This window comes from Halocalculus aciditolerans, from assembly GCF_014647475.1.
In the GTDB taxonomy this organism is placed as follows: Archaea; Halobacteriota; Halobacteria; order Halobacteriales; family Halobacteriaceae; genus Halocalculus; species Halocalculus aciditolerans.
In genome coordinates this window covers 44,956-62,189 of record NZ_BMPG01000008.1, presented here as the reverse complement: position 1 = coordinate 62,189, position 17,234 = coordinate 44,956, and the positions used below count along the sequence as shown (strand labels likewise).

The 17,234-nt window shown below is 53.4% G+C and carries 14 protein-coding genes and 1 pseudogene; 3 read left to right on the top strand and 12 right to left on the bottom strand.

Features of this window, described 5'->3' with window-relative positions; all coding sequences use genetic code 11:
* From IEY26_RS16935 to IEY26_RS17810, 8 genes and pseudogenes are all read right to left on the bottom strand, one after another.
* A pseudogene (locus IEY26_RS16935) lies at positions 1-1,005 on the bottom strand (VirB4 family type IV secretion system protein); the annotation flags it as partial.
* Positions 998-2,119: a hypothetical protein gene (locus IEY26_RS16930; RefSeq protein WP_188981007.1), complete on the bottom strand. Its 1,122-nt coding sequence runs from the start codon at positions 2,117-2,119 to the stop codon at positions 998-1,000. The gene IEY26_RS16930 and the pseudogene IEY26_RS16935, both read right to left, overlap by 8 nt.
* A gap of 2 nt (positions 2,120-2,121) precedes the next feature.
* Positions 2,122-3,237: a hypothetical protein gene (locus tag IEY26_RS16925; RefSeq protein ID WP_188981006.1), complete on the bottom strand. Its 1,116-nt coding sequence runs from the start codon at positions 3,235-3,237 to the stop codon at positions 2,122-2,124.
* 2 nt (positions 3,238-3,239) lie between these two features.
* Entirely contained in the window at positions 3,240-4,076 is an 837-nt protein-coding gene (locus IEY26_RS16920) for a hypothetical protein (protein WP_096396455.1), read from the bottom strand.
* A 3-nt stretch (positions 4,077-4,079) separates the two neighbouring features.
* The gene (locus IEY26_RS16915) at positions 4,080-5,816 is read right to left on the bottom strand and encodes a hypothetical protein (protein ID WP_096396454.1); all 1,737 of its coding nucleotides are present in this window, start codon (positions 5,814-5,816) and stop codon (positions 4,080-4,082) included.
* A gap of 28 nt (positions 5,817-5,844) precedes the next feature.
* The gene (locus tag IEY26_RS16910) at positions 5,845-6,267 is read right to left on the bottom strand and encodes a hypothetical protein (RefSeq protein WP_188981005.1); all 423 of its coding nucleotides are present in this window, start codon (positions 6,265-6,267) and stop codon (positions 5,845-5,847) included.
* A 6-nt stretch (positions 6,268-6,273) separates the two neighbouring features.
* Positions 6,274-6,522: a hypothetical protein gene (locus IEY26_RS16905; protein ID WP_188981004.1), complete on the bottom strand. Its 249-nt coding sequence runs from the start codon at positions 6,520-6,522 to the stop codon at positions 6,274-6,276.
* A 227-nt stretch (positions 6,523-6,749) separates the two neighbouring features.
* Positions 6,750-7,112: a class I SAM-dependent methyltransferase gene (locus tag IEY26_RS17810; protein WP_394354838.1), complete on the bottom strand. Its 363-nt coding sequence runs from the start codon at positions 7,110-7,112 to the stop codon at positions 6,750-6,752.
* Here IEY26_RS17810 and IEY26_RS16895 point away from each other — a divergent pair.
* Positions 7,087-7,908: an IS5 family transposase gene (locus IEY26_RS16895; protein WP_188981003.1), complete on the top strand. Its 822-nt coding sequence runs from the start codon at positions 7,087-7,089 to the stop codon at positions 7,906-7,908. The genes IEY26_RS17810 and IEY26_RS16895 overlap by 26 nt on opposite strands.
* 759 nt (positions 7,909-8,667) lie before the next feature.
* Complete coding sequence (locus IEY26_RS16890; RefSeq protein ID WP_188981002.1) at positions 8,668-9,474, top strand: glycosyltransferase; 807 nt, start codon at positions 8,668-8,670, stop codon at positions 9,472-9,474.
* A 9-nt stretch (positions 9,475-9,483) separates the two neighbouring features.
* Here IEY26_RS16890 and IEY26_RS16885 read toward each other — a convergent pair whose 3' ends face one another.
* Genes IEY26_RS16885 through IEY26_RS16875 form a run of 3 tightly spaced genes read right to left on the bottom strand, consistent with a single transcriptional unit; the run spans position 9,484 to position 13,369 of the window.
* Positions 9,484-10,461, bottom strand: a complete 978-nt coding sequence (locus IEY26_RS16885; RefSeq protein WP_229774194.1) for a hypothetical protein — start codon at positions 10,459-10,461, stop codon at positions 9,484-9,486.
* A gap of 34 nt (positions 10,462-10,495) precedes the next feature.
* Complete coding sequence (locus tag IEY26_RS16880) at positions 10,496-11,983, bottom strand: flippase (RefSeq protein ID WP_188981000.1); 1,488 nt, start codon at positions 11,981-11,983, stop codon at positions 10,496-10,498.
* A gap of 30 nt (positions 11,984-12,013) precedes the next feature.
* Positions 12,014-13,369 (bottom strand): sulfatase, encoded by a 1,356-nt coding sequence (locus tag IEY26_RS16875; protein WP_188980999.1) that lies wholly within the window; start codon positions 13,367-13,369, stop codon positions 12,014-12,016.
* A 135-nt stretch (positions 13,370-13,504) separates the two neighbouring features.
* On the opposite strand from IEY26_RS16875, the gene IEY26_RS16870 reads away from it, so the two are divergent.
* Positions 13,505-14,614 carry a glycosyltransferase gene (locus tag IEY26_RS16870; RefSeq protein ID WP_188980997.1) on the top strand — a complete coding sequence of 370 codons (1,110 nt, stop codon included), beginning with the start codon at positions 13,505-13,507 and terminating at the stop codon, positions 14,612-14,614.
* Positions 14,615-14,644: 30 nt separating this feature from the next.
* Here IEY26_RS16870 and IEY26_RS16865 read toward each other — a convergent pair whose 3' ends face one another.
* Positions 14,645-15,679, bottom strand: a complete 1,035-nt coding sequence (locus IEY26_RS16865) for a glycosyltransferase family 4 protein (RefSeq protein ID WP_188980995.1) — start codon at positions 15,677-15,679, stop codon at positions 14,645-14,647.
* Positions 15,680-17,234: the final 1,555 nt, after the last annotated feature.

Here is a 17,234-nt window from a genome sequence, read left to right as displayed (position 1 = left end):
ACTCTGCTCGATGGAGCGGATGAAGTTCTGCTTCGAACTGAACGACTTCCCCGACCCCGTGTCGCCCACGGTGAACATCGCGTACCCGTTGTCCCGCGCGAACGGGTCGATGACCACGGGACTCTGGTTATCTTTGTGAATCCCGAACTCGACGCCGCCCTCCTCGAGAATCGTCGCGTTGTGCGGCGAGGACAGCAACGCGCCGACGGCGCCGCCGAGCGCAATCGATGTCCGCCCGAATTCGTTGTCACCAATGGGCGCGGCGGATTGGAGGGCGAGATCCTGCCGACAGATAGCCGTCTTCGGCGTGAGGTTCGCCGGGTCGTCGCGGAGCGCGCTCTTGACCGTCTGGACGGCATCTCTGAGTTCGTCTTTCTCGTCGGCCCGCACGGTGATGAACATCCCTTGGTCGAAGACGTTCGCGCCGTTCTCGACGGCCTTGTACGTCGCTGCGGCCTCGTTGGCGCGCTCTTGGAGATAGGCGCTCCGGATACTCTGTTCGAGGTCAGCATCGACCTGGAGGTCGTCAGCGATGTCCTGCAGTTCGTTCCGGGCCCGCTCCTGATTTTTCGGCGTGATGTGGGCCGTCAAATCGAACTGGACATCGGTCATCTCGAAGAGGTCGCTCAGATACCCGTCGTTGGGATAGTCGGCATAGTTAGCGATGTAGAGTGTCGTCGTCCACTGTTCGCCGACCCGTGCGGCTCGCGTTTCCCACTCGACAGCTCCGGGAGCGGTGACGGTCTTGTGCGACTCGGAGATGTCGTCGAGGAGCTTGCGTTCGGCCTCGCCTTCTTCGAGTGTCTCCTCGTCGAGGACATCGGTAAAGTCCACGTCTGGTTCATCATCCGCAGTGAAGCGGTCCCACAGGTACTTACTGCCGACGCCAAGGCCGAGACCCACTGCAAGGGCAAGTACTGCACTCTCTGCTGGTGTCAGATTCTGGAGCCACCCGGCGACGGAGCCAAGCGCGCCACCACCAGTCTGGAGGATCACGTTACGCATCGTGTGGGTCCTCCCGGCGCGAGTGGCCGATGATCGATTGGTCGCGAACGACACGTTCCGCCTCGTCGTAGTCATGTTCGCGGCCGTTCCAAAAGTCCATATTCAGAACGAACAGCTCGACCGTGCTGAGTCGACGTGCGGACCACCCCGACGCCTGCTGGATAAACTCGGAGCGAACGTCGTTCACGCGACTGTCGAGCTTCTCGAACATCTGCGCACGACGTTCGACGTCGGTGAGGTCCTCGCGGCGGGTGACGAACGGGTTGAACAGGAACCCGATGACGGGGAACTGGGTCAGCTTCTCGGCGGGGGTGCCCTCGTCGCGGAAGCGGTCGTACACTTCTATCGGGCTGACTTCAACGCCGATGTAGTACCGGACCTGCTGAATGCCCCGGTCACGCATCTCCTTCGGCCGTGTTTCCCGATATTCTTCGAGGAGTTCTTTGAAGATCGGGTTCTCTGTGACGTCTTCGTCCGTGAGCCGATCCTCGATAGTCTCGGTGATCTGCTCGACCGGGAAGGAACGGGTTGTGGCGTGGAGTTTGAGCTTCGAGTCCAGTTCTTTGTTGGCGAACTCTTCGCCAGCGTCTTGCAGCTGCGCCCAGTCGTCGGACATCGCGAAGTCCATGTTGGCCGGATCGATCTCGATGAACGCCTCCATCGCGCCGTCTTCACGCTGGATGGCACCAGCGCCCGGCCACGCCCGCTTGATGTTCGTGAGGTCCTGTGTCCGCTCGTCCGGCTTGAACGGCGTGTAGTTCGCGAGTCCGCCTTCGTTCCGCTCTGACTCGTTGGTACTCGTGTCGGCGTCGGCGGGCGCACTGAACGTGACCTGAGGCCGTTTGAGGTATCGATAGACGTCTTTGGTCCACGTCCAGGCATTCAGGTGGGTTGGTGAGACGTAGATGACGGCGACGCCAAAGCCAAGCCCGCCAGCAACGAACGGGAGGGCCAGTGATTCGATCCCGGTGAGGCCCGCGATAAACAGCCCAATAATGGGGAAGGCGATGAGCATGCCGACGTCTCCTTCCTCGATATTGAGATACGGGATGCGACTCTCCTCGCCGAACTGATCCATGATGCGCCGTGCGGCCGCGTCTTGATCTGCTGTCATTGTTAGTGGATTCCTCGATCAAACTCCATCCCACGGTCGTCACTCGCCGATTCCGTTGTCGCTCCACCAGGGTCATTCTCTGTTCGACGGTACGATGGCGTCCCGCCATCGTCTCCTCCATGCCCACCGCGGGCAGCTGCCTTTTGTGCGACGGCGTGGCCAGCGGCGGCTTTCGGCCCCCACCGAGCGGCGGTCGTCGCGACGCCGGCGCCACCGACATAGGCACCGGCGGCGACACCACCAACGAGTGCTGCGCCTTTCGTCGCACCGCCGACGACTTTGGCCGTCAGCGGCGTCGCGTATTTGAACGTCTTCCACGTGATGTAGAGGGCGACCAGTGGAAGCGACGCCGCGACGAGATATTTGAGGAACGCTGTTCCGGGTGTGAGCGTTCCACCGCCGTAGATCAAATCGTACCCCTTGAGGACCATCGCTGCTGGGAGCGGGAGGACAGCCAACGGGACAAACCGTTTGCAGAACCCCATCGCGATATCGGATACGACCGGAATGTTTCCGTAGGCCAGTGCAAATGCAATCGGCATTCCGTACAGGTAGACATACAGCAGAATCATCCGGATGTAGAACAGCGCCTCCAGCGCCCACATCGAGATTCCACCAATCACGGCGAACAATAGTCCCAGCCCTGGGTTTGTGATAGATACCTCCAAGAATCCAATCATCGCCTCCGTAACCGAGGAAAGCTCCGGCATCAGGGCGATAGTGAATCCGTCAACGAGGTAGAGTGCAAGAGTTCCAACCCAATACCACGTAATGATTAGAAAAGCACCGACCCAGGCCGTCTTCTTCGTTTTTCGGGCTTCGTAGGTACTTCCAATATTGAATATCCGAACCGTGTGACGGCCCTGAACGCTCATCACGAGGAGCAAGAGGGCAACCAGCATGATTTCGCCGCCGATGAGAGCATCGTGAATCGCTGGCCAGGGTGCATTGGTTGGTTCACCGAAGACAAAAGCTCCGTTCGTCTCTGGAGTAGGTGTCCCGAACATTCCCTCAGTCAGAGTTTCATACCCTGATCTGAGACCGTCCATGAACAGCCCAATGAACCACTCAACGACGCCCTTGATACCCTCAAGGACGACATCAATGAGATCGACCATCGTTATACCTCAGTGATCGTGACCTCACAATCAGTCATATCGTCGGAACCAGTGTATTGAACGTTGTAGGTGCTTGAGACCTGATTTCCACCGACCCGTGTCTCAACGATAACAGTAAACTGGCCACTATTCCCGTCTGGGGAGCATCCCATCCCGTCCTCAGTTTCTGTACCGAACGGAAACGAACTACTGAACAGGTCGGCCGTCTCGCCGGGGGAAACTACTACCCGGTCGGTTTCGTGCATTCCACTGCCTCTGGGGTTCTCAATTGGATTGGGAACGTCCCCGGAGAAGATTAGTTCAGTTATCGCTTCCGGACCGCTTCCTGTGTTCTCTACCGTAACGAATGCCTCGCCATTCTTGATCCGGTCCGTCTCGCTCTCACCATAGACTTCGTCCCACGGCTTATCTGGGTTATTCCGATAGAGTCCGACATCCTGTATCTGAATCTCTGGACGGAGTTCAGTCGTGGTCTCAACTACTGTCTCCTCGCCTTTCAACGCGAGTACGCGGTACTCACCGGGCGCATATGCGGTGCCGATCTCGAATGAGACCTGCTGAGCACCTGCGGCTACGTCACGCTTCCCGAATAACTCGCCGTTCGGTTGGATGAGGTTGACTTGGTCGACGTCGGCCTCTTCGGAGAGTTCGACGACGAGTGTTGTCTCCTCGACAGCGATGCGCGTGAGTGGGCCGTTGCCATCTGGAGAGGTCGTTCCATCACCAGGCGTCCCAGAACCGCCATTGTCGTTCAGACAGCCAGCGACGCTTACGAGCGCAGCACCTGCGACTGTTCGGAGGGCGGTTCGCCGACTGATGTGTGGGTGGTTTCTAGTCATGGACTATGGGTTCCGTTGGAAGATGTCTTCTGGACCGAGCATTCGGAGGAGCCGCTTGCCTGCGTAGAACATCACAAGAAACGGGATGAGCTGCCAGCCGACCTCGAAAATAAATGCGAACCAACCGTCGATGGTGCCGAGCGGATGCCAGCGAGCAGTAGCCGTCGCACTCACATATGCGGGGTTGTGCCCGAGCCACGAACCCGGATGGTACCGTGCCGTGTAGATACCCGGCTCGTCGATCGTCACAATCGCCACCCCGGAGGCGTTGGTCTCGACGCGTTGCTCCGCGATGGTGATGTAGCCGTTGCGAGTGTTCCCGCCAATTGGATATCGTCGGTCGGGATCGCTGAGCACGATCGGTGCGCCGGTCTCGTTGTCTCGGAGTTCGATGCGGAGTGTGGCCTGACTTTCGTTCTGCTGGAGCACCTCAACCGTCAGATTACTGCGCCGGAGCTGCCGCTCTGAGCTAGCGTCAGGTGCCACAATCGAGGCGTTCACGCCCCGTACGATCCCCGCCACCTGGAGCGCGTCGCGGTCGACGTTCTCCGCGCGAACCGCAACACCGTACGTCGTCGTGTACGACTGGTTGACGATGTCGATGTTGATGTTCTCACCGAGCGTTCCGTCCGGAGACGGTCGGTCAGTGCCCCAGGTGTCGATAATCTCTGGGCCATCGCGAACTGGTTCAGCACGCGGGCCGATTCGCGACGGGTACGCGTGAATATAGACCGGAATCGCATCCGACTCGACGGTGGCGCTGTCGGTTCGGTTCGACCTGACGAGTGTATCCCAGTTGGTGTTCCGAGCGGTGTAGAACCGCCAGACGCCACGCACTCGTGCGCTTCCATTCTCCGTCAGCGTGTACCCCTGCCACGGTCTGGACTGGAAAATGGCCACACCGGCGTCACCATTGGGATACTCGGCGTAGTAGGGGTACGCCGAGAGGTCGTAGATCTCGACGGCGATCGAATCCGAGACGTTGAGCGATTCGGTTCGGTACGTGACCTCGACATCAGTCTCGTCGCCTCGGTCGATTCGCGTGGTCTTCTTCAACCGGACGCTGATCTCGGCTTCAAGCGTGAGGTTTGCACTCCAGTCATCCTCGATCTGGTAGTCGAGGGCCGGCGTGTGCGAGCCGTCGCGCTCGACGATGGTTTCGCCGTCCTTCTGCAATCGAACCTCCTCAACCTCGTTGCTCGCGAGCGACCACTCGATCGTCGTGTTCCCCGAAGAGCTCCCGTTCGGGACGCGAACGCGATAGTCGACGAACCCCCGCATCGTGCCGTTCGGCGCGATATAGAGCGGCGTGTCACCCGACTCCAAGTGACCTCGCGTCGACGGCTGCACTGCGAACACCGTGGCGTGGGCGTCCTCGATGAACACCCCGTCTTCGAGCGACGCGTGGCGCGGATGCACAGACGTATCCGACCCACCGGGTTCGAGATCAGCGAAATCGTTTCGCGTCCACGTTGCAGCTGTCGCCGGCGGGCGCGTGAACGTGATGTCCGTCCCGTTTGCGAGTTGGTGCATCGCGGTCCGGCTCTCGCCGTAGCGCTGCTGGTACTCTTCCTGGGTGATGTAGTTGTCCGCGTCGCGAGACCACAGCGTCGCTGATTCATTCTCAGTGAGCCCATTTCCCTCCGTGCCTGGCCGTGGCGGGCTTGCAGTGACGAGACCTGTGACTAAACTCGTCACGAACAGGGCGGCCATTAGCACGGAGAGCTCTCGTTGTGTCATGGGGGCTCGCGACGGGGGTGGTAGTCGCCTACCAGGGGGCGAGGTCGACGCACTGCGCCAACGGGAGGTTCATCATCGACCCAGCGACGGTGTAGAGTGGCCCGAGGGCGACGAGGACGACCGCGGACTTCATCGCGGAGCGCTTGTGGCGCTTGAGGCCCTTCTTCTGGTCGGGCGTGATCGTGAACATCTCGATGAGGGAGTCGGCCTGCCACACGACTGCGAGGCCGACAATGCCCAGCGCCGTGGTAAGCTGGAAGAAACCCTCGATCATGCTGGGAAGGTTGTCCGCACTACAGACGGCATTCGTCTGGGCGGCGGCGGGTTCCACAGCGAACAGGCTCAGGGCGACGACGATGAACACAGCTTGCCTGGGAAGCCTACTTGCCGCCGTGGACTGGCTGTCGGCGCGATTCGAAGCCGTCTCGGAGGGCGTATTGTCCTGTGACATAGCGGGTTACTCCTCTGCGTCGTCGACGAGTGCTTTCAGATCAGCGTAGCGGTTGGTCTCGTCGACGATATCGTCTTTCGTGTAGCCCTGTTCGCGGGCCCGTTCGAAGAGATCTCGAAGCTCGTCAGGGTCGACGTCGCGAAGCTCCATCTCATCTCGGAGGGCGCGGCGGTAGAGGGCGGACCCGTTGATATGGCTGTTCCACGTCAGGTACAGATCATCGATGTCTTCGATGGTGACTGCCCGTGTGATCATATGTGCGGGGTGGGTATGCACCGGTTGAACCCCGGTCCATGGTGGTGCGATAGCTAGAAGATCGGTATATGCTTTCTGGCCACCAACTGGCGCAAAAATCTAAAGTAAATTATAACCTGAGAGTTCGTTCACCTTGTGAGAGTGTCGTTAACCAACAATAGAGGGATTATACCGGCTGTTGGTTAAGGTTGATGAGTCTTGGTATACTTGTTTGATAACTATTTGACCTAACTGACTTTTTTTAGTATACCGACCCCGCCCCAGTTTTCGGGACCGTCAGAATCGTGGAATTCAGTCGTCGAATACTTGTCTTTTAGCTCATTCCACAGCGTGCCGACGCCACACCGCTCATGATCTCCTCGAATATCATGAAACGCGATAAGGCCGCCAGATGGGACCATATCCGAATACAGCTCAAAGTCCCGCTTCACACCAGTATATGAGTGGTCCCCGTCGATGAAAAGAAAGTCAATCGTTGGATTAAGATCAGAGGGCTCTGTAGTTTCGCTAGACGCAACAGCGACGACTGCGTTATCTCGGTAGAAAGCGAAGAGACAGAGTGTTGTGACTTCGGAATTCCGTCTCTTCACGCGTGTTACGGTGGCGAAGGCTAAATCAGTTGTCGCTAATCCGGACGAACCCGCCGACCCCGAAGGGGGAGGCGGGTTCGCCGAATGGGCGATGCTCACCGTGCACGCACTCCGCATCGAACTGGGCAAATCCTACCGTGTCGCAGTCGATTTGCTCTCGGAAATGCCCGGCGTCCTTGATGAGATCGGCCTCACCAGACTTCCGCACTACACCGTGCTCCGCACGTGGTTTGAACGGATTCCCACTGCGACGTGGCGTGCGTTTCTCGGCGCATCAGCCGAGAAACGCACCGGCCACGCCGCCATCGATTCGACTGGCTTCGACCGTGACCAGCCCAGCCGCCATTACGCCAACCGCACGAACTACCGCGTTCGAGCGCTGAAAGTCACTGCCCTCGTGGATGTCGAAACGCTGTACATCACCGACATCCACTCCACAACGAGCAAGAAACACGACGCGAAGATCGGTCCGCAGGTCGCCCGGCGCAACGCCGGCGACCTGCGGAGCCTCGCTGCTGATCGCGGCTACGACGCGAAAGCCTTCCGCGACGAACTCCGTGAAAACGGCATCAGACCGCTGATCAAGCACAGGATTATGAACTCACTCGATCACGCCCATAACGCCCGTATGGACGGTGATCGGTACCATCAGCGCTCTATGTCAGAAACCGTCTTCTCGTCGATCAAGCGCACGCTCGGCGCTGCCGTGCGTGCGCGAAGTTGGTGGCTCGAGTTCCGCGAAATGCTGCTGAAAGCCACCGTCTATAACCTTCGCCGGAGCGTCCGATATCCGTGAAATCGACCCCAGTGTACCGAAACTACAGAGCCGATCAGAGATAATCTGCTTACGCATCTCCACTGATTGTGACTCGCCAGTGTATGTGTGAATCTCACGGTCTATATCCTCAACGAAAGATGATGTGTAGAAATCCGGGTCACGGCCCCAGAAGTCGATATCAAGCGCAATTATGCGTTCGACGCCATCAATATATCGACACCATGGGTAAAGCGTACCACCATTCGCAGTGCCAATCTCCAAAATCGTTCTCGGCTGATGCTCGTCTACTGCCTGAATAAGTTGACGATGCTCAACAGGGTTTTGGAGCGGTTTGAGAGTCCGGTAAAGGCCATATCCAGAGTATTGGTTAAGTGTGGAGAGAACACTGTCTAATTCTCTCCGGTTTTCAGCGGTTCTCAGTTTTGCTAGTTCCTGCTCAGAATAATGCCGTGATATCTTATCGACTGGTGGAAAGCCAGCAATTGCTTGGCGAATCTTCTGCTGTGTTTTAGTCCTTCCTCTTGTTAATAGACCCCTCAGCCCCTGGTACTTGTACGTCTTAATGGCTTTTTTAATCATATCACAACGCTTCGCTTGAGGGGGTTTTACAGCTTTCCAAATATGCTTTCAAACAAAGCCAAAGATCTGATCTCGGTGAGCGCCGAATCATTAGTAATAAAGCCACAGTCAATCACCGGTTTGTTTATCCATCGGTACTGAGTGCAAACCAATAATGCAGACTAACGTACTCACTGAGATGAACTGGAGTCTAAGCTGATGAGTGGGATCGCCGTATTACTGCCTGTAGCTGCCACAAGCGATACTTCTGACTTGCGTCGTGCACATAAAAGCATCATCGAACAAACGGCATCGCCATCAGAGATCGTCCTTGTGACGAACCAATCGCTCACGGAAGATGTTGAGACGGCTATTGAGGACTTAGTCAATACCCATTCAGTTAGTCGCCACGAACACGTTCCTGACGCCTCAGGGTTGGGAGGTGTACTTCAAGCTGGACTGAAGAGGTGTTCAGAGCCGTTTGTCGCACGAATGGATGCAGACGACATTGCTGAACCTGAACGATTCGCCGATCAGCAAACTGTCCTCACAGACACCAAAGCAGACGTCGTTGGGTCACACCTCGCGGAATTTCATGATGATCCTGAACATCCGGAACGAATCCGCGAAGTACCAATAACACACGACGAGATTGCAGAGTGGATGTCATGGCGCTGTCCATTAAACCATCCAACCACGATGTTTGACCGCGAAGCTGTTCTCAGCGCAGGTGGATATCGTGACTACCCAATGATGGAAGACTGGGACCTATGGGCACGGTGTCTTTCCGCTGGACTTCGGTTCCGGAATCTCGATAAAACTCTTGTTCGGGCACAGGTTGATGACCTCGTTGACCGGCGAGGTGGTCTAGACTACGCACAGGCAGAGTTCCGGATGGCACAGGAACTTCGAGAACTCGGTATTTCATCTCGACGTGACACTATACAGCACCTCTGTCTTCGGATCCCGCCACGTCTACTACCACCACGAATCCGCGAAGGAATTTATCAAATATTCGCCCGGTGATGTACGATATTATTTATAACCGAGTGCAGATAGCCGTTCATCAATTGATCTACTGCTAGTCTGTTCTGTTATGGACGGCTCGTACGTATGCTCATCTTTTGCGGTTGTCTCGACCCAAGGAACGTTCTTGACTGCTGGATGTGGGAACCCAATTGGATGATCATAGATGCCCCACTCACCAACTGCATTCCCGTGATCAGCTGTTATGGCTAGTTTGTCCGCTCTGATATTCTCTCGGAGGATTGAGACATCTTCAAGGACATAGCGGAGGTTATCCTTGTACGCCTGCCAGACGGCCTCATAGGTAAGTTCTCCACGGCGAAGGGCATCCCAGGCAGTTCGGGCTTCAGCTATTCCATTGTTATCTCGTCCAAAGGGATCAGGATTAAATGAAGGTAGAGATTCGTTCTCGCCAATAAACGGATGATGTGGTTGCATATAATGGACTATCATACGCTCCGGTGAATCCGAACGCATCACCTCAATTGCTTTGTCTGTTACCGGTCTAGCAGGAATTGTATTCAACTCGTCATCCCATCCATATCTCCACACTTCTTCCAAACAGGAGAACATCTCATCGTCGCAGACATCCCTACTAAATAGGTTTGAAGTTACATAAGCCGTCGAAGCCAACTCTTGGCTCGGAGCATTAGAGAAGGTGTTCTCCATCCATTCAAGAGACATACTTCCAGTGGATGTGATTTCGTTTATATCACTGAGAAACTCGTACTCGCTCTTGATTTCATGCATAAGATCAACTCGACATCCATCAAGAATAACTAGGACATCCCAGTCACGGTCGAAAATGTTAGTTTCATCAATTGGAAGTAACTTACCAAGTCGCCATGAGGCAGAGTATAGTTCATATCCGCCCTCGAATAGGAGCTCTTGAATCTCTCCCCGTTTTACTCTGTTGAGATTTCTAGTAAATAGTTCTGTTAATCCCATCGGTATCTGTACGTAGCGAAGATACTGCGTGTTATACAAATCGGTTTCGGGAAGACATTTTGGGAGAGTGTCTCTACATAACATACTCAAAGGCTGTATGGAGAAACAATTTCTCCTCCGGTTCTGATATCAGAACCGTGAGCAGCAGACCAATATAGATTACCAGTAGCACAGCACCTAAAAATATAGCAGGTCCAGTAGTCGTGATAACAGTATTCTGAAAAACAACAAAGACTGAAAATAGAGCGCTAATAATCACAATAATTCGGATAGTGTGGGCATTTATCGGCGATATTCCTGTACTACGATACAATTGCCAAGAGTACAAGACGTTCATCAAAGCGTACGAACCCGCCGTAGCAATAGCTGCACCAACGAACGAGTACCGAGGTATAAATAGCACGTTCAAAATCACATTACAGATACCCACAAGAATGTTAATTCGCATAATCGTTCTAGTCTTCCCAATGGACGTCAGCGTCGCCCCGTTGAGGCCGGCGATGGCGTGAGTGAAAAATCCAAGCGATAGGATTGATAACGCAGCTGCTCCCTCCGTGTATTCGGCGCCAAAAGTGAGGCCAATAACCTGAGCGGGGTAGAATAAAAATACAAAAAGGACCGGGGCAGAGAGAGCCATAACCCACTTATTAGTCAGCTCATATACCCGACGAATATCTTCGTCTCTCCCCTCTGCGTGGAGTTCGGATATCTGGGGCATTGAGATGAATCGAAATGAGACGAGGAACACAGTAATCCCGACAGTGAGCGGAAAAACGACGTTGTAGATGCCTACCGCGCCCGTACTCGAGAAGTATCCTAATAGGAGAGTATCTATGTTCGATAGAATAGCGGTGATCGTCACCGTGATCATCAGTGGCGCCGAAAACGAGACCAGGTCTCGACGTCTTGGTGTGTACTTGTCCATCGATGGTATCGATACCCGAGTGAAGATGTAGTACGTCCCAGCGATAGCAACCCCTAGGTACGATAAAAAATAGGCACTAGCAAATGCCTGTATTCCGAGTCCGAAGAAAACGGCGACCGCAATTAGACTGAATCTGATCCCTGGGAGACCAATATTCTCCAGTACCACTTTTGGCACCGAACGCTGCTGGCCTTGGATAACCGCGATCGAGAGCCGGAACAGGACAACCAGGGGAATTATAGCCGCAAAGATCCAAATAAGTTGTCTCGCCTGCGGATTGTCGAACAGTACTGTAGCAAGGGGCCTTGATAAAAAGATAATAACTGCTGTACTGAGCACGGATATCGGAAGCGCAACTTCAAGCGCTGACCTGACGATGCTACCACGGTCAATATCGGAGTCAAATCGGGGTATGTACCGGCCAACGCCACTATTAAGTCCAATAAGGGAGAGCGTTGCCATCAACGTCATAATCGTGATCCCCAGCGAAACCTCACCATAGTCCACCCTACCCAGATATCTTGCAATCAGTAGTTTCGCGCCAAACGAGATCAGCATCTCGAAGCTGATGCCGACAAACACGATGCCACTGCCCCGGAGAACGGTATCGAGCGGCGATAAATCTTCCTCGCTCATTAATGCTAATACTGATAGCTCAAATCAAACTCAAGCGTATCCCAAGTCTTCTAGCTGCTGACGAACGTCGTCAGGAATTGCATCGTCCTGAGACTCGACATTTCGCACCGTGAGGTCGTTGACAAGACGCTGAATACGCTCTTCCGGCTCATCGATCCCCTCACCAATTACATCAGCTTTGTCCACTGTCTGGTAGGCGTAGGAACCGTCAGGGGTGGCGATCCCATACAGTTCTTCATCATACTTCTCCAAAATGTCATCTGAAGTATCGCTTTCTCGAAGACGGTCTTCGCTCCAAGGAGTGAGCCCAGTGTACTGAGTGAGAATGTCCCGTTCCGAATTTGTGTCGAAGAGATTTTGTCCCTGAGTGGCCTGATTATTGTCAATCCCAGCCAATCTTAGAACAGTTGTATGAATATCAACTAGACTCACGACATCGTCGCGCTTCCCTTTCAGTCCCTCACCAGACACAACTAATGGGACGTGCGTAAGTTCTGGATAAATACCGTGCTCGTGATTCCAAGCATCATGTTCCCCGAGTAATTCTCCATGGTCGGCGACCGTAATAACGTAATCGAACATCGCAGAGAGCTGTTCAAAAAGGTCTCGGTACTGATCGGAGAGGTAACGAGCGCAGCACTCGTATGCGGTAACGATCCGTTCCGGATTCGTTTTGGTTTGGTTTGGCTCGTCCTCGAAGACAAGGTCGCCGATAGAGTGCGTCAAATTCGGTGTTTCAACGGACATGTACTCATCGGGTGCCCAGTACGGCTCATGTGCCTCCATGAGATTCAAAAACAGAAACGAGGGGTCATCGAAGGTTTGGCGCGTGAGCCAGTTCTGTACCTCTTCGGATCCTCCTGGATTCGTGTATGTGTTGTCGCTCAAGACTTGCTGAAGTCCCGATCGGAACGACATTACTGTGTTACAATCCCCGAAGATGCACTTCAGTACTCCGTGTGCGTACATCGAAAGGCCAGAGTGTGAAGACTCGTCGACGAACGACTTCCAATCAATGATTCGATCCGAGTTCAGATGCATGAGGTCAAGCGGCGACTCGAATGTATCAAATCCGCGGTCGAATCCAAAATGTCCCGAAAGATTTGGGTTTGCGCTAAATCCCCGAGTAGTGTACTCGTGGTCAGCTAGCGTCTCGGCGAGCGCAGGTTCAGGACAATCGAAGTACAAGTGTTTCGAGTGAACGCCCACTTCCAGTGGATACTGACCGGTGAAAATCGACGCGTGTGCCGGTATTGTCCACTGGGATGTCGAGTATGCATTCTCAAAACGTATTCCAGGCAACCAATCAAAGAATTTATCAAAGTAGTCTTTCCGAAGGGTATCGAGAACCACAAGAGCAATACTCGGCGGTTGTTCACTATCCATTAAGCTTGGATTGCCTGGTTTGCCGTATAAAGCTCTCGGAAAATTATGACCCCAAATATAACCCATTCCAATCAGACAAGTGTTGCGGTCGTCCATCCAGACTTAATGATGAAAGGAGGCAGCGAATCCGTCTGTATGCACATTCTAGAAGCACTTCAAGATCAGTATGATGTAACGCTAATTACGATATCATCACCTGATTTTGATGATCTCAATAATTTTTACGGAACTAACGTCCAAGATGTTGAGATTGACCTATACGACGATTTACCACTATCTATCTTTCGGAGTATATCATCTGTTTCCAGTACAATCGAGCTGTCGGCACTCCGCAATACCTGTTTCTACCGTTATGTAAGAGATATCCAACAGTCATACGATCTCATGGTTTCGACGAGCGGCGAGATTAGCTTGGGGTCCCGGGCCATCCAGTACATCCATTTCCCGAGAAGGGGGCTGATCGCTACGGATGGTCGGGATGCGATCCCTGGGTATCGTGGAAGTGACTCTTCGATGTATCGTCCATACGACGCTGTATGTCGACTTCTCGCTGGGTACTCCCCTCAACGTATCAGCGAAGACCGACTGCTCGTCAACTCACAGTGGACAGCTGACATCGTCGAACGTATCTACGATACTTCTCCGGATATAGTGTACCCTCCAATTAATGATCAGGATTTTACTGATACCGAATGGGAGCAACGAGAAGAAGGGTTCGTTACGATTGGGCGTATTTGCCCAGGGAAACAAGTTTCGAGGACAATCGAAATAGTCGACGAACTTCACGAATGGAACGACGATGTGCACCTCCACCTGATTGGCCCTGTTAGAAACACATCTTACGCTGACGACATCAAGCGGAAGGTTCAATCACGCGAATATATCTATATTGAAGGGGAGTGTAGCAGGGAAGAACTGGTCGATGCAATCCAGCAACATAAGTACGGCATTCACGGGAAGGAGTTCGAACACTTCGGGATGGTCGTCGCGGAGATGGTGGCTGGTGGTGTAATTCCGTTTGTTCCTAACAGTGGGGGGCAGATAGACATCGTGAAGAATGATGAGCGAGTGCTCTATCGTGAAGTTAGCAGTGCCGTCGAAAAAATAAAGACTGTGATGGAAAGTCCCGATGAGCAGGACTCGATCAGACAGCTCCTGCGCGAAAGCTCCACTAGGTATACTAGAGAGCGATTCCAGCAACAAATACGGTCACTCGTCACTGAGGAACTCTCTCAAACCGAATAAACCGAGGACGTTTAATGGACTCGCCTCGTCTTACTCCGAATGTATTTCTTCGAGAATCTCTTCGTAGTTCCGTTTGAACTCTTGACGCTGACTTGTCTCCGCAAACCGTGACCCAATGTCGCGGAACTGCTCTGAGAGAGTTCGACGCCGCGATACAGATGTCCTAAAGTACTTACTGATGGTTTGACCGACAGTCGATGGATTCGGTGCCATGATGAGCGACGGATCTACTTTCTGTACCTCCGAGAGTGTACCAGTCTTATTAGTGACCGCTGTTGGAAGGCCCGTGGCCATAGCTTCCAATGTACTAACCGGAAATGTGTCTATCCGCGATGGCTGGACGTAGAGCGCACAGCGACGAAAAACGTCCGTGAGGTTTTCGACGTAGCCGTGTACCTCGATTCCGTCTTTATTTCCATACGCTTCTGGATGGCCAGCACCGACAATATGGAGCGTCGCATCAGAGACGTCATCAAGGACCCGTCCCCATGCTGCCACAAGGATATCAGTCCCCTTGTAGTGATGCGCCTGAGACACTGTCACCGCCTCGTTAACGGAGAGGTCAGGGTCCGTTTCGATCAATTGATCGTAGAGACCGGCATCGATATACGGGTGAACAATTCTGGTCGGTGTCTCTGCACCGACCATCCTGTGTGTGATTTCGGCCGCCAGGTCGGAGACCGCAATCACGCCGTCAACGCAACGTGCTAACACCGATCGAATCACTTCCGGAAACACATTTACAACCGCCGACTTAGTGGCCGAATTAACGTCCATATCGCTCTCAGCATTAAGGAGGTGGATACCGTGCCCGCCTGCGAGAAAGAGTAACGTGGTTCCGTTGGATAGTTTGTTTGCAATCCCGGCTTCAAGCGCCCCAGTTCCTTCCGTGATAAGTACGTCATATTGTGGATAGAGAAATTTCGATCTATTCAGGGCTACACGGAATACAGCGCTTGGAGTAAGTTGTGGGACGCCGATTATGTCCGCATCGACCGACTCAGCAAATCCTCTATGGACGGGATGAGGCTCTTCACCACTGTACAGCATAGCGACATCGGTCATCGGTTGTGTTTTGGATAGTATCTACTTAGAAACGTCGGTAACTGATGTAGTCCACCAGATTTCCCGTTGCGTCACTGCATCCTATATCGAAAATCTAATTCAGTATGTAGACAGACGAGTACTGTGGCTACCGACAATCTAGAATTTAACGCTCGAACCAAGAATGGCCCTATATCTGATGGTTTATAATTAACACCAGAGGTTGATGATATCATATGGATCACAATTATGGGTTACCTCTTCTGGAAGTACAGCACTACATTCAAAATCAAGAAATGCCCGTAAGTCGAGTACATCTTTAAAAGTGAAGTCATATATGGCAATATAATGTCAGGGTGGAGACCTCAGAGCGTAATAGTTGCGATAGTCATTGGTATTCAGATTTTCAATCCATATAGCATTATCGGGCCAATTTCTATTGCTGATTTCGCACTTGCTGTCGGAATCGGTCTTATCGTGCTGTATCAACTAGTATATGCGGATGCGTGGTTTGCGGCTGGGACGCGCCCCTTACTAATTTTGTTATTACTGTTCATGGGGTGGACGGTCGTTATCGCGGGGGGCTGGCACGTCCCGCAATTCCTCGCGTTTACGTCGCTAATCATTTTCATCTCACTTTCTGTTCGCTCCATTGTGGATATAGAGTATGTTCTGTGGGGTTTATTCACAGGGGGGACTGTGGTGGCCGCCATGACACTGTATGCGATCTTCGTGGACCCTAGCTTCGGAGGACGTGTCTTCTCAGTAGTTGGACGAGGTCCGTTGCCACCGCTACCACGTACACTTGGTTTACCTTTGGTCTCACCAGGAGTTCTCAGTACATACTTTCTGGCCCCATTGCCTTTTGTAATTCTTAAGTGGCGCCGGACACACCAAAATTGGCTCCTTCTACCAATCTTGACCGTACTCGCAGCTACGGTATTCATTCAGTCGCGCGCGACGTGGGTCGCACTAATAGTCGCACTCAGTGTCCTGGCTGCTGGCGTGTTTGGGCGTCGTATCTGGGATATTGGGTGGAAAAATGCCGGGGCGTCGATACTCGTTCTTGTGTTGAATACTGGTCTGGTTGTGTTTGCATCGTACGCTCTTATCCAGATCAATTCGCGAAGTGCAATTTCCCGCTTGCGACAATTCTCCCGAGCAAGCAACCTTATCATCGAGAATCCAATTACAGGGATTGCTCCACCTGTTACACAGTATTTTTCCGAGTTTATCCCCCACAATATCATCCTATTACTTGGGGTTATCGGCGGTGTGCCAGCGATGTTCTGGTTTTACGCTGTTCTTGGAGTCACAGTGCTGGGACTGTGGCGGGGCTGGCATGACACTGCGCGATCCCGGCAGCTGAGTCTGGCAATAGCCGCCGGATTAGCGGCATCTCTCGTTAATCTAAGCTTTACGCCAGGACTTACTCGCGCGTTCTGGATACTGATTGCTTCAGGGGTAATACTCAATACAGGATCAATGGATACGATATATACGATGTCATGGATCCAAGCGGCAGTAGAGAATTCTCGCGTCGCTTCAACCCTACAACACTGGTCCAACGGCAGTA